The 11,792-nt window shown below is 70.9% G+C and carries 8 protein-coding genes; 6 read left to right on the top strand and 2 right to left on the bottom strand.

Annotation, left to right across the window (positions count from 1 at the left end):
• Window positions 1-25: 25 nt before the first annotated feature.
• Window positions 26-634 carry a LuxR C-terminal-related transcriptional regulator gene (locus AB5J50_RS46885; protein ID WP_369264642.1) on the bottom strand — a complete coding sequence of 203 codons (609 nt, stop codon included), beginning with the start codon at window positions 632-634 and terminating at the stop codon, window positions 26-28.
• Window positions 635-921: 287 nt separating this feature from the next.
• Here AB5J50_RS46885 and AB5J50_RS46880 point away from each other — a divergent pair, with 287 nt between their 5' ends.
• The gene (locus AB5J50_RS46880) at window positions 922-3,078 is read left to right on the top strand and encodes a SpoIIE family protein phosphatase (RefSeq protein WP_369264641.1); all 2,157 of its coding nucleotides are present in this window, start codon (window positions 922-924) and stop codon (window positions 3,076-3,078) included.
• A gap of 162 nt (window positions 3,079-3,240) precedes the next feature.
• Here the strand turns inward: AB5J50_RS46880 and AB5J50_RS46875 are convergent, their stop codons facing one another.
• Window positions 3,241-4,554, bottom strand: coding sequence for a S1 family peptidase (locus tag AB5J50_RS46875; protein WP_369264640.1), 1,314 nt, complete (start codon window positions 4,552-4,554; stop codon window positions 3,241-3,243).
• A gap of 196 nt (window positions 4,555-4,750) precedes the next feature.
• Between AB5J50_RS46875 and AB5J50_RS46870 the strand changes: the two genes are divergently transcribed.
• From AB5J50_RS46870 to AB5J50_RS46850, 5 genes are all read left to right on the top strand, one after another.
• The gene (locus AB5J50_RS46870) at window positions 4,751-5,164 is read left to right on the top strand and encodes a PaaI family thioesterase (protein ID WP_369264639.1); all 414 of its coding nucleotides are present in this window, start codon (window positions 4,751-4,753) and stop codon (window positions 5,162-5,164) included.
• 460 nt (window positions 5,165-5,624) lie between these two features.
• Complete coding sequence (locus AB5J50_RS46865; RefSeq protein WP_327434107.1) at window positions 5,625-5,840, top strand: type A2 lantipeptide; 216 nt, start codon at window positions 5,625-5,627, stop codon at window positions 5,838-5,840.
• 90 nt (window positions 5,841-5,930) lie between these two features.
• The gene (locus AB5J50_RS46860) at window positions 5,931-6,740 is read left to right on the top strand and encodes an HlyD family efflux transporter periplasmic adaptor subunit (protein WP_369264638.1); all 810 of its coding nucleotides are present in this window, start codon (window positions 5,931-5,933) and stop codon (window positions 6,738-6,740) included.
• Window positions 6,737-8,959, top strand: coding sequence for an NHLP family bacteriocin export ABC transporter peptidase/permease/ATPase subunit (locus tag AB5J50_RS46855; protein WP_369264637.1), 2,223 nt, complete (start codon window positions 6,737-6,739; stop codon window positions 8,957-8,959). Before AB5J50_RS46860 ends, AB5J50_RS46855 begins: the two co-directional genes overlap by 4 nt.
• Window position 8,960: 1 nt before the next feature.
• Complete coding sequence (locus tag AB5J50_RS46850) at window positions 8,961-11,789, top strand: NHLP bacteriocin export ABC transporter permease/ATPase subunit (protein ID WP_369264636.1); 2,829 nt, start codon at window positions 8,961-8,963, stop codon at window positions 11,787-11,789.
• Window positions 11,790-11,792: the final 3 nt, after the last annotated feature.

Genomic DNA, 11,792 nt, shown 5'->3' with positions numbered 1-11,792 from the left:
GGTCGGCACCTGGTCGCGGGCGGGCTCAGAGCCACCCCTCCCCCTGCGAGATCCGGATGGCGTCGATGCGGTTGCGGGCGCCGGTCTTCCGCGTGATGGACGCCATGTAGTTGCGTACGGTCCCGTGGGACAGATGGAGACTGCCGGCGATCTCCGCGACGGAGGCGCCCTCGGCGGCGAGGGTTAACACGCTCAGCTCGCGCCGGGTCAGCGGCATCTCGGCGGCCTTGAGGAAACCGAAGCCGAGCGAGTCGTCGACGAAACGTTCCCCCTCGGCGACCCGGCGGATCCCGAACACCAGCCGCTCCGGCGAGCCCTCCTTGTCGACGTAGCCGAGCGCGCCGGCTTCCGCGGCCCGCCTCAGCAATCCGGGTCTGTTCGCACTGGCAAGCACGAGAAGCCGTGGCGGCGGGGGGCATGCGCCGCGGCCGCACAGGTCGGCGAGCGGCGGGATGCCGTAGGAGTCGATGCACTCCAGGTCCGCCGCGCACACGTCCGGCCGTAACGACCGGACGCGGCCCGGTGCGCTGCGCCACGGGCTGTCGTACACCTCGATGTCCGGCTCGCGGCGCAGCCACTCCCCCAGCACCCGTCGCACCAGACAGGCGTCGTGCACGAGTAGTACGCGGATCACGTCGTTCCTCCAGGTCCCCGTTGGCGGCGCCCTCGTCCTGAGCGCGTGCCCATTGTTGGCGCCTGCGACCGTTCATGGGCGCGAAGAACCGGCCAACAGGGTGCGCGGGGGCGCACGGGGAGCGCCCGTGCGCCACGTCGCGCTTCGACCCGAGGGGCATGCCTATGTGCCCGCGGGGTAGACGCGGTGCCCTCACCGGAACCGCCCGCCACACCGCTCGCCGTGCGGGAAGAGCCGCCAAGGGGGAGCCTTGATCCCTGGGAGCTGTCGCACGGCCCTGCGAGGAGGTGGTCGGCGTGTCCGACTGGCAGGGGTCCACGCAGGCACCGGCCGCCGCCCGGGCACCGGTCGGACGGCCGCTGCTGTCGCTGTCGCTCGCCGCGATGCTGGACGACGTGCACGCCCACTCCGGCGCGGTGTATCTGCTGGCGCCCCGCGAGCCGGTCCTGGAGATGGCGGTGATGGCGGGGCTGCCCAGGGCCTTCGCCGCGCCCTGGGAGCGCGTGGGGCTGAGCGCGCCGATCCCCGTCGCCGAGGCGGCACGGGAGCGCCGGCTGGTCTGGGTCAGCGGCGAGGAGGAGATGGCCCGCCGGTATCCGCGGATCGCCGTGGTACTTCCCTATCCCTTCGCGCTGGCCGCGCTCCCCGTGGCGACCCCGAACACGGCGTACGGTGCCGTCTTCGTGACCTGGCCCGCCTCGCATCCGCCGGAACTGTCCGACCGGGAACGCGACCACCTCACCGCCGCCTGCGACCGGCTCGCGCTGCGCCTGGAGCGGGCCGCCGAGGAGCAGCGTCCGGTCCAGCACGAGCCGGACCTGCTGGCACCGTCCGCCGCGGCGGCCATGACTGGCCCGCTCGGCACGCTGGAAGCCTCGCGGATGGTGGCCCGGCTGCCCTACGGACTGTGCGCGCTGGATCTGCACGGCCGGGTCAGCTACGCCAACCCGGCGACGGCCGAGCTGCTCGGCATCCCGGTCAGCGGGCTGCTGGGCGCCCAGCTGTGGGCGTCCGTGTCCTGGCTCAACGACCCCGTCTACGAGGACCGCTACCGTGCCGCGCTGCTCAGCCAGCACGTCACGTCGTTCGTGGCGCTGCGGCCGCCCGGTGAATGGCTGTCGTTTCGCCTGTATCCGAGTACGAGCGGGCTGAGTGTGCGCATCTCGCGGGCCCGGGCGGTGGCCGAGATGACCCGTGCCGGACCGCAGCAGGGCGACGACGCCCCGCGCCTGGTGACCATCTCCCATGTGCTGAGTCTGGCGAGCGCCCTCACGGAGGCGGCGGGCGTGCAGGACGTGGTGCAGCTGGTCGCGGACGAGGTCGCGCCCGCTGTCGGCAGCCAGGCTCTGGTCGTCCTCGGCACGCGGGCCGGGCGCCTGCATGTGCTCGGCCATCGGGGGTATCCGGACGCGCGGGTCGTGGAGCGCTTCGACGGGCTGCTACTCAGCGAACAGAACCCCGGGACCCACGCGCTCAACACCGGCGTTCCCGCCTTCTTCGACTCGCGTGAGCAGCTGGAGCGCGTCTACCCGTCCCGGGACGCGACACCCGACGGCATGGCCGCGTGGGCGTATCTGCCGCTCATCGCGTCCGGGCGTCCGGTGGGCACCTGTGTCCTGGCGTACGCGCAGCCGCATCCCTTCCCGGCGGACGAGCGCGCCGTGCTGACGAGTCTGAGCGGTCTGATCGCGCAGGCGCTGGAGCGTGCCCTCCTCTACGACGCCAAACTCCAGCTGGCGCACGGTCTGCAGGCCGCGCTGCTGCCCCACTCGCTGCCGCCGCTGCCCTTGATCGAGGCCGCCGCACGCTATCTGCCGGCCACTCAGGGCATGGACATCGGCGGGGACTTCTACGACCTGGTGCCCTCGCACGGCCTGGCCTCGGCGGTGATCGGGGATGTGCAGGGGCACAACGTGACGGCGGCGGGGCTGATGGGGCAGCTCCGCACCGCCGTGCGGGCGTACACGACCGTCGGTCAGGCACCGGAGGAGGTCATGCGGAGCACCAACCAGCTGCTGATCGACCTGGGCACCGACCTCTTCGCGAGCTGTCTGTACATGCGCCTCGACCCGGAACGCGAGGTGGCTGTCATGGCGCGCGCGGGCCACCCGCCGCCCCTGCTGCGGCGGCCGGACGGCAAAGTCCGGGTGCTCGACCTGGCCGGTGGGCCACTGCTCGGGATCGACGCGTCGGCCACGTATCCGACGACCGAGGTGCCGTTCGCCCCCGGGTCCGTGCTCGCCCTCTACACCGACGGGCTGATCGAGTCGCCCGGTGTCGACATCGAGGACGCCCTGGCCGACCTCGGCCGACAGCTCGCCGAGACCGGCGACCAGCCCCTGGACGCGCTCGCCGACAGCCTCGTAAAGGGCGGCGAGAAGGCGACGCGGGAGCGGCTCGACGATGTCGCACTGCTCCTGCTGCGGGCGCGGGCTCACAACTGAGGCCGGGCGCAAGGCCACGAGGGCCCTGTCCCCGGAGCCGGCCGGTGGAGTCGGCCCCGTGCGCTCCCGGTGATCCGGCCCTCCCGCCGGAGGGCCGGACCCTTCCACTTCCGGCCGGGACGGCTGTTCCGCGGCCGGGTCAGTGGCTCTTCGTCACCGGCGTCAGGGGTTGGAGGACACCAGGCCCGAGCCGTCGTCCATGCCGGTGGCGGACTGGTCGCCCGTCTGGTCGCCCGTCTGGTCGGCCCCGCCTGCTTGGTCGCCGGCGCCCGCCGCGTCACTGGCACTGGCGCTCGGGTCCACCGCTCCACCGGCCTGGTCGCCGGCGCTCGCGCTCGGGTCGACCGCGCCACCGGCCCCGGCGTCGCCCGCGCCGAGCGTCGCGCCGACCGCTTGCAGCGCGGTCGTGACGGGCTGGAAGAACGTCTCGCCGCCGACGGTGCAGTCGCCGCTGCCTCCGGAGGTCAGGCCGATCGCGCTGCCGTCCTGGGTGAACAAGGAGCCGCCGCTGTCGCCCGGTTCGGCGCAGACGTCGGTCTGGATGAGGCCGGTGACCGTGCCCTCCGGGTAGTTCACGGTGGCGTCGAGTCCGGTGACATTGCCGTCGTTCAGACCCGTGGTGCTGCCCATACGGAAGACCTGCTGGCCCACGGCGGCGTCGGCGGCCTGGTTGATCGTGACGGTCTGGCCGTTGCCGACGTTGACCACGCTGTTGGTCTGCGTGTTCGGGTCGTCGTACTTGACGAGGGCGAAGTCGCCGTCGCCGGGGAAGGTGGCCTGGTCGACGGTGGCGATCGGTGCGCCGTCCTGCGAGTCCGACCACTGGGCGGCCGCGACACCGCAGTGGCCCGCGGTGAGGAAGGCGGGGCTGCCGTCGCCGGCGGTGACGTTGAAGCCGAGGGAGCAGCGGGCGCCGCCACCGAAGATGGCGTCGCCGCCGTCGACGAAGGTCTTGAAGGTGCCCGCGGACTTCTTGAGGGTCGCCACGCCCGAGCCGAGGCGCTTGACGGTCGACTCCACCGTGTCCCACTTGGTTCCCGTGACGGTGGAGTCGGCGGTCACGCGGATCTCGTTGGTCTTCGGGTCGACGGACCACGCCGTGCCCGCGATCGTCGCGTTCGTCTTCAGCGTCTTGGCGGCGGCCTGGAGTGTGGAGGTGCTGTTCTGCACCTGGTTGGCGACGGCGCCGGCCTTCTCGATCTGGTTGACGACGTTGCTGTTGTCGCCGACGACGTTGATGATGAGCTGCTGCTTCGACGCGTCGTAGTACGAACCGGCGAAGGCATCACCCAACTGGGAGGCGAGCTGCGAGGCGACGTCCGCGACATCGGTCGCCTTGAACGTCTTGGGGGTGGCGTCGTCCGAGTTCGTCTGGGACGCGTTGGCATTGGGCAGCAGAAGTGCCGCCGCTCCGAGCGCCGCCACGCTTCCTGCCGCGAGGGCGGCCTTGCGTTTGGGTATCCGCTTGTGACTCAACTTCTGACCTCCTGGGGACGGGGTCGATGCCGCCGTCCGGCAGCTGACTGGGGGGGCGCCTGGATGGTTGTTGATACGCGTGAGCCACGCGGGTTGTTCAACTGCCTTTAAGAAAGGCAGGAGTTACGTCGGCGAAAGGCATGGATTGCGAGGCAATCACGCCTTTCCGCCGAGCGACCGGGGAACAATGCCTCGTATGACACTGAATCTCGCCGAAGCCGACAAGATCCTCGCCGACCACTTCGCCCCCTGGGTGCTCGACCTCGGCCTGTCCGTGGCGGAGTTGGGCGACCGCCGCGCGGTCCTGCGGCTGCCGTGGTCCGAGCGGCTCTCCCGGGAGGGCGGTTCCCTGTCGGGCCAGGCCCTGATGGCCGCCGCGGACACGGCGACCGTGATCGCTGTGTCGGCGGCGCGCGGTGCCTTCGTGCCCATGACCACGGTCCAGCAGTCCACCACTTTCCAGCGCGCGGTGACGGGCGTCGATGTGCTGGTCGAGGCTGTCCTCACCAAGCTGGGCCGCCGCATGGCCTTCGCGGACATCACGATGACCGCCGAGGGCTCGGAGGAGATCGCGGCGCGGGCGAGCACGGTGTACGCGCTCCTGGGCTGAGCGGCACGGACCGCTACCGACCGGTAACGGTCCGTCTTCGACCAAGAACGGAATCCCGGCTTCAGCGAATCTGCACATCGAATACTCAACCAAGTCACCGTGTGCGAGGGATCTGCACAGTCGCGCGCCCCCCTCCGCGCCATTGGGACGGGACTGTCCCATTCGATCCCCGGGCGACAAGAGCCCGCACGAAACGACCCCGTGCAGCATGTGAAGAACTGGCTGTAGAGACGTGTGCACGTCATCACGGTTGACCGGCGGGAGTGCTCAAGTGCCCAGGTGAGAGCCCTGGTTGATTGGATGCACGCCATCCGGGCGTGCTTTGATCCGTTGCACCGCGGGGGTCGCACCAAGGCTCCCCGAAACGGGTGCCGCACGCTCGCGGTGGCGGCCGTCGTCTGTCCCCCAGAGGGGGGCCGCTCTCCCCCTTATGAATTTCTTTAGGAAGGGAAGTTCCATCATGAACTCCACCCCCCGTGTTGAGACCGCTGAGATCTCGGACGCCGACCTCGACAACGTCTCCGGCGGCCTGTCGCTGAACGCCGTTGGCACCGTCACCGGCCTGGTCGACAGCGTTGCCCCGGTCTCCGGCCTCGTGGGCACGGTCGTCGGCACCGTCGAGGGTGTCACCGGCCTGAACACCGCCCCGGTCACCGGCCTGGTTGCCGGTCTCTGATCGCGTTTCATGCCGTTGAGTCCCGGAACCGCTTCCCGGTTCCGGGACTCTCGGGTGCCGTAAATCTCTCGAACAGGTGAGGGAAGTCCCGTGCAGTTCCGCCAACAGGCCCTCGCCAAGCTGCAGTCGCCCGAAGAGCTCGACCTTCCGGTGCGCTTCGCCCGCCCCCAGGGCTGGCTCGTGCTGTCCGTGACGGTCGTCGTCATGGCGGCCGCCTCCGTGTGGGCCGTGACGGGCACCGTCGCGTCCACCGTCAGCGCGCCCGCCATCCTCACGCACGGGGAGGGCAGTTACGTGTTGCAGAGCCCCGTCGCCGGGCAGGTCACCGAGGTCCTCGCCAAGGAGGGCGAACGGCTCGCCGCGAACGCCCCCGTGCTGAAGGTCCGTACGGCGCAGGGCGAAACGGCCGTCGTCCGCACGGTCGCCGCGGGCCGCATCACGGCACTCGCCGCCACCATCGGCGCGATCATCCAGACCGGCGCGAATGTCGCGGCGGTGGAGAAGGTCGCCCACGCCGGCGATCCCTTGTACGCGACCGTGTACGTCCCCGCCGAGAGTGCCTCCACGATTCCCGCGAACGCCGCCGTCGACCTCACCGTCCAGTCGGTGCCGACGCAGCAGTACGGGGTGCTGCGCGGCCATGTGAAGGCGGTCGACCTGACGGTGCAGAGCCAGCAGCAGATCGCCTCCTTCCTCGGTGACAGCCAGCTGGGCGAGCAGTTCACCAAGAAGGGCAGGCCGGTGGCCGTCCTGGTCCGTCTCGACCGTTCGTCCGGCACGAAGAGCGGCCTCAAGTGGTCCTCGGCGGACGGGCCGCCGTACGCGCTCTCCTCCATGACCCTGGCCACGGGTTCGATCCGCCTGGCCGATCAGCGCCCGATGGATTGGCTCCTGCCGTGACCACCACGCAAGACACCCGGGGCAGACGCCGCGCCGCCGCGCCCAAGCGCACGGTCCCCAAGGGCAGCCGGAAGTCCGTCCGCACCCCCACCGTGCTCCAGATGGAGGCCGTCGAATGCGGCGCGGCCTCCCTCGCCATGGTGCTCGGCCACTACGGCCGCCACATCCCGCTCGAAGAGCTCCGCATCGCCTGCGGCGTCTCCCGGGACGGCTCGCGCGCCAGCAATCTGCTGAAGGCGGCGCGCAGTTACGGCCTGACGGCCAAGGGCATGCAGATGGACACGGTCGCGCTCGCCGAGGTGAGGGCGCCCGCGATCCTGTTCTGGGAGTTCAACCACTATGTCGTGTACGACGGTATGGGGCGCCGCTTCGGCAGGCGCGGCGTGCACATCAACGACCCCGGCAAGGGCCGTCGTTTCGTGCCCATGGAGGACTTCGACACCAGCTTCACCGGCGTCGCCCTCGTCATGGAGCCGGGGCCGGACTTCCGCAAGGGCGGCCGCAAGCCCGGCGTCCTGGGCGCCATGCCGGCCCGGTTGCGCGGCACGTCGGGCACGATGCCCGCGGCCGTGCTGGCGAGTCTGCTGCTGGTGGCGGTCGGTGCGGCGCTGCCCGCGCTCAGCCGGACGTACATCGACCAGTATCTGATCGGTGGTCAGTCCTCGCTGCTCGGCGTGCTGTTCGCGTCGATGGGCGCCTCCGTGCTGCTCACGGTGGTGCTGACCTGGTTGCAGCAGGCGAATCTGCTGCGCGGCCGCATCATCTCCTCCACGCTCAGCAGCGCCCGCTTCCTGCGCCATCTGCTGCGGCTGCCGGTCACGTTCTTCTCGCAGCGCAGCCCGGCCGACCTGGTGCAGCGGCTCCAGTCGAACGACGCGGTCGCCGAGACCCTGGCCCGTGATCTCGCGGCGGCCGGTGTGGACGCGGTCGTGGTCGTGCTCTACGCGGTGCTGCTCTACACGTACGACCCGCAGCTCACCGCCGTGGGCATCGGCGTCGCTCTGCTCAACGTGGTGGCCATGCGGGTGGTGATCCGGCTGCGCGCGACCCGCACGGCGAAACTGCGCGCGGACACCGCCCGGCTCACCAACACAGCGTATTCCGGGCTCCAGTTGATCGAGACGATGAAGGCGACCGGCGGCGAGGACGGCTATTTCCGCAAGTGGTCCGGACAGCACGCCACCACGCTGGAGGAACAGCAGCGCCTGGGGGTGCCGAGCGCCTGGCTGGGCGTGGTCGCGCCGACGCTCGCTACGCTCAACTCCGCACTGATCCTGTGGATCGGCGGTCTGCGGGCGGTGGAGGGCCATATCTCGGTGGGTCTGCTGGTCGCCTTCCAGGCCCTCGTCACCCGCTTCACCGCGCCGATCACCCGCCTCAACGGTGTCGCGGGCCGCATCCAGGACTTCGCGGCCGACGTGGCCCGCCTCAAGGACGTCGAGAACTTCCAGGCGGACCCGCTCTACGCCCGCTCCGGCACCGGCGACTCCACGCGCCGCCTCCAGGGCCATGTCGAGCTGGAGAACATCACGTTCGGCTACAGCCCGCTCGACAAGCCGCTGCTCACCGGCTTCTCCCTGACGGTCGGCCCCGGCCAGCAGGTCGCGCTGGTCGGCGGCTCCGGAAGCGGCAAGTCCACCGTCTCCAGGCTGATTTCGGGTCTGTACGCACCCTGGGAAGGCACGATCCGTATCGACGGGCAGCGTCTGGAGGACATCCCGCGCGGCGCGCTCGCGGCCTCCGTGTCCTTCGTCGACCAGGACGTCTTCCTCTTCGAGGGAACGGTCCGCGACAACATCGCGCTGTGGGACCCGTCGATCCCGGACGACGCCGTGGTGGCGGCGCTGGAGGACGCGGCGCTGTACGACGTCGTCATGCGCCGCCCCGGCGGCATCCACAGCCGGGTCGAGCAGGACGGCCGCAACTTCTCCGGCGGTCAGCGGCAACGCCTCGAGATCGCACGGGCGTTGGTGCGCAGGCCGAGCATCCTGGTGCTTGACGAGGTGACCAGCGCGCTGGACGCCGAGACCGAGCAGACCGTCATCGACAACCTGCGCAAGCGCGGCTGTGCCTGCGTGGTGATCGCGCACCGGCTCAGCACCGTGCGCGACAGCGACGAGATCGTCGTACTGCAGCACGGCACGATCGTGGAGCGCGGGCGGCACGACACCCTGGTGACGGCCGGCGGCCCGTACGCCGAGCTGGTCAAGGAGCGATGAGATGACCACGGTTCACGAGGGCGTACGCGACGGAGACGTGGTCCTCAGCGCGCTCGGCGGCATGGGCACGGCGATCGACTGCTCCGGGCTCAACCGCCTCGACCTGGAAGGTCCGCAGGTGCTGTGGCTGGTCGCCGCGGGCGCCATGGACCTGTTCGCGGTCGACGCCGTCCAGCAGGGCCACTGGCACCACCTCGGCCGCCTCGAAGCGGGCTCGCTCCTCCTCGGTCCGGTCGCGGGCCCCCAGCACACCCTCGTCGGACGGCCGTTGCGCGACTGCGCGGTGCACCGGATCGTGCTGCGCGAGCTGTACCAGCCGGTCAACACGGAGACCTGGTCGTACGACGAGTACGGCAACCCCCAGTATGTGCCGCCGACGTCGAGCCCGCTGGAGTACGCCCTCGCCCTCGGCGTCGGCCGCAGCCTCTCCATCCTCTTCCAGGCGCCGATGGCCACCGAGAACGCGGCGGCGCTCACGGACGACGACGTGTTCTGGATGCAGGTGCCGCCCGGCAGTGTCCAGTACGGCTCCCTGTACGGCGCCGAAGCCGCGGCCGACCTGCTGATGGACTCCGGTGTCTGGCAGAGCATGGTCGACCAGCAGTACCGCCTCCTGACCACCCTCGACCGCTGGATCGAGCAGCTGGAGGCCAGCCACGAGGACCGTACGGCGGCGGGCATCAAGGCGGGCGAGGCCGTCCGCGCCCAGGCCGACCGGACCCTGCTCGCCTCCATCGGCAAGTCGTCGGCGAAGCGGCCGACCGCAGCCGACGCGGACGCCACGTACGCGGCCTGCAAGCTGGTGGCCCGCGCCGGCGGGATCACCCTCGCCGAGTCCGCGCAGAGCGGCACGGAGAGCGACCGGCTCGACCCGGTCGAGCGGATCGCGCTCGCCTCGCGCGTCCGCACCCGTGCCGTACGCCTCGACGGGCGCTGGTGGCGCGACAACGTCGGTCCGCTGATAGGTCACCGGGCCGTGTCCGGCGCGCCGGTGGCGCTGCTGTGGCGTCGCGGCGGATATGTGGCCGTACAGCCGTCCTCCGGGCGGGAGACGCCGGTCGAGAAGGCCAACGCGGCGGAGTTCGAGCCGCGGGCCGTGATGTTCTACCGTCCGCTGCCCGAGCGGAAGCTGAGCCCGCTGCGGCTGCTGCGGTTCTGCCTCCAGGGCACGGGCGGCGATCTGCGCAACCTCGCGATCAGCGGTCTCGTCACGGTCGCGATCGGCGCGCTGGTGCCGATCGCCACCGGCAAGGTGCTCGGCGAGTACGTGCCGAAGGCCCAGCACGGCCTCATCGTGCAGGTCTGTCTGGCCCTCATGGTCACCAGCGTCGTGTCGGCGGCGTTCATGCTGCTGGAGAACCTCACGATGCTGCGCATGGAGGGGCGGATCGAGGCCACGCTCCAGCCGGCCGTCTGGGACCGGCTGCTCAGGCTGCCCACGAAGTTCTTCACCTCGCGCTCGACCGGTGAACTCGCCAGTGCCGCCATGGGCATCAGCGCGATCCGCCGGCTCCTCGCGGGTGTCGGACCGACGGTCGCGCAGGCGGGCACGGTCGGCGCGATGAACCTGGGGCTGCTGCTCTGGTACAGCGTGCCGATGGCGCTGGCCGCGATCGGCATGCTCGTCGTCATCGCGGCGGTGTTCCTGGGGCTCGGTCTGTGGCAGGTGCGCTGGCAGCGGCGGCTGGTCGTACTCAGCAACAAGCTGAACAACCAGGCGTTCCAGACCCTGCGCGGTCTGCCCAAGCTGCGTGTCGCGGCGGCCGAGAACTACGCGTACGCGGCCTGGGCCGGCGAGTTCGCGCGCAGCCGTGAGCTCCAGCAGAAGGTCGGCCGGATCAAGAACCTCACCACGGTGATGGGCGCGGTGTATCTGCCGCTGTGCTCGCTGCTGATGTTCATGCTGCTCGCGGGCCCGGCGCGCGGCTCGCTGTCGGCCGCCGCGTTCCTCACGTTCAACACCTCGGTGACGATGCTGCTGACCTCGGTCACCCAGATCACGGGAGCGGCCGTCTCGGCGGCGGCCGCGCTGCCGATGTTCGAGGAGATCAGGCCAGTGCTCGACGCGACCCCCGAGGTCCGCACGGCGAGCACCCGTCCGGGGCTCCTCTCCGGGAGCATCGAGGCCCGAAGGCTCTCCTTCCGGTACGCCGACGACGGCCCGCTCGTCCTCGACGACGTGTCGTTCGACATCAGGCCGGGCGAGTTCGTGGCGATCGTCGGTCCCAGCGGGTGCGGCAAGTCCACGCTGTTGCGGCTGCTGATCGGCTTCGACAAGCCCGTCTCGGGCAGTGTGCTGTACGACGGCCAGGATCTGGCGGCCCTCGACCAGTCCGCCGTACGCCGTCAGTGCGGTGTCGTGCTCCAGCACGCCCAGCCGTTCACCGGATCGATCCTGGACTGCATCTGCGGCACCGAGCCGTACACGCCCGAGGAGGCGATGGCGGCGGCCGAGATGGCCGGCCTCGCCGAGGACATCAAGCGGATGCCGATGGGGCTGCACACGATCGTCTCCGGCAGCGGCGCGATCTCCGGCGGTCAGCGCCAGCGTCTGATGATCGCCCAGGCGCTGATCCGCCGCCCTCGCATCCTCTTCTTCGACGAGGCGACCAGCGCCCTGGACAACGAGACGCAGCGCACGGTCATCGAGAGCACCCGGGCGCTCAACGCCACGCGGATCGTGATCGCCCACCGCCTGTCCACGGTGATGGACGCGGACCGCGTGATCGTGATGGAGGACGGCCGGGTCGCCCAGCAGGGACCGCCCGCGGCGCTGCTGGCGGACACGGGCGGGCGGCTGCACGAGCTGGTGCGGCGGCAGATGCGGTAGGCG

Source organism: Streptomyces sp. R35 (genome assembly GCF_041053035.1).
Classification (GTDB): domain Bacteria; phylum Actinomycetota; class Actinomycetes; order Streptomycetales; family Streptomycetaceae; genus Streptomyces; species Streptomyces lutosisoli.
The sequence above is the reverse complement of the archived record's forward strand: the minus strand, read 5'-3'. Positions and strand labels throughout refer to the sequence as shown.